The sequence below is a fragment of the Shigella sp. FC1661 genome, assembly GCF_001712525.1.
Taxonomy (GTDB): Bacteria; Pseudomonadota; Gammaproteobacteria; order Enterobacterales; family Enterobacteriaceae; genus Escherichia; species Escherichia coli.
The window spans coordinates 1-501 of record NZ_MDGW01000463.1 but is presented as its reverse complement, the minus strand read 5'-3'; the positions used below and the strand labels follow the sequence as shown (position 1 = coordinate 501).

The 501-nt window shown below is 54.9% G+C and carries 1 protein-coding gene and 1 pseudogene; one reads left to right on the top strand and one right to left on the bottom strand.

Going from position 1 to position 501, the window contains the following annotated elements; genetic code table 11:
• Nucleotides 1-99, top strand: a pseudogene (locus BFF42_RS27985) (hypothetical protein); the annotation flags it as partial.
• Nucleotides 100-141: 42 nt separating this feature from the next.
• Here the strand turns inward: BFF42_RS27985 and BFF42_RS20510 are convergent.
• Nucleotides 142-501: integrase core domain-containing protein (locus BFF42_RS20510; RefSeq protein ID WP_001463889.1), on the bottom strand; the 360-nt coding region annotated here is incomplete at its 5' end.

The window sequence follows — 501 nt, the reverse complement described above, 5'->3', positions numbered from 1 at the left end:
TTTCAGCCCCGCCCGCTGAAACGCCTGTTCACAGCCAACCAGTGCTGGACGTCCTTCCTGGATGCGGGCGGTCTGCGCGATATCGGGGTTGAGGCTGTCTGAACCGCCCCGGGTTTCCTGGAGAGTGTTTTATCTGTGAACTCAGGCTGCCAGATCATCGTTTCCGATGGAAGCATAATAAGCTTTTTCTGCTTCTGCCGGAGGAGTATGGCCCAGCCTTTCCAGCAATCGTCGATTGTTATACCAGTCCACCCACGTGAGTGTGGCCAGTTCCACTTCTGCACGGTTTTTCCAGCTCTTACGGTGTATTACCTCCGCTTTGTAAAGACCATTGATGCTCTCCGCCATCGCGTTGTCATACGAGTCGCCTGTACTTCCTGTTGATGCCAGTAATCCGGCTTCCTTAAGCCGCTGTGTGTAGGCCAGCGATACATACTGAGAACCTTTATCACTGTGATGGACCGTGCCGGACGGTCGACGGGCCCATAACGCCTGCTCCAG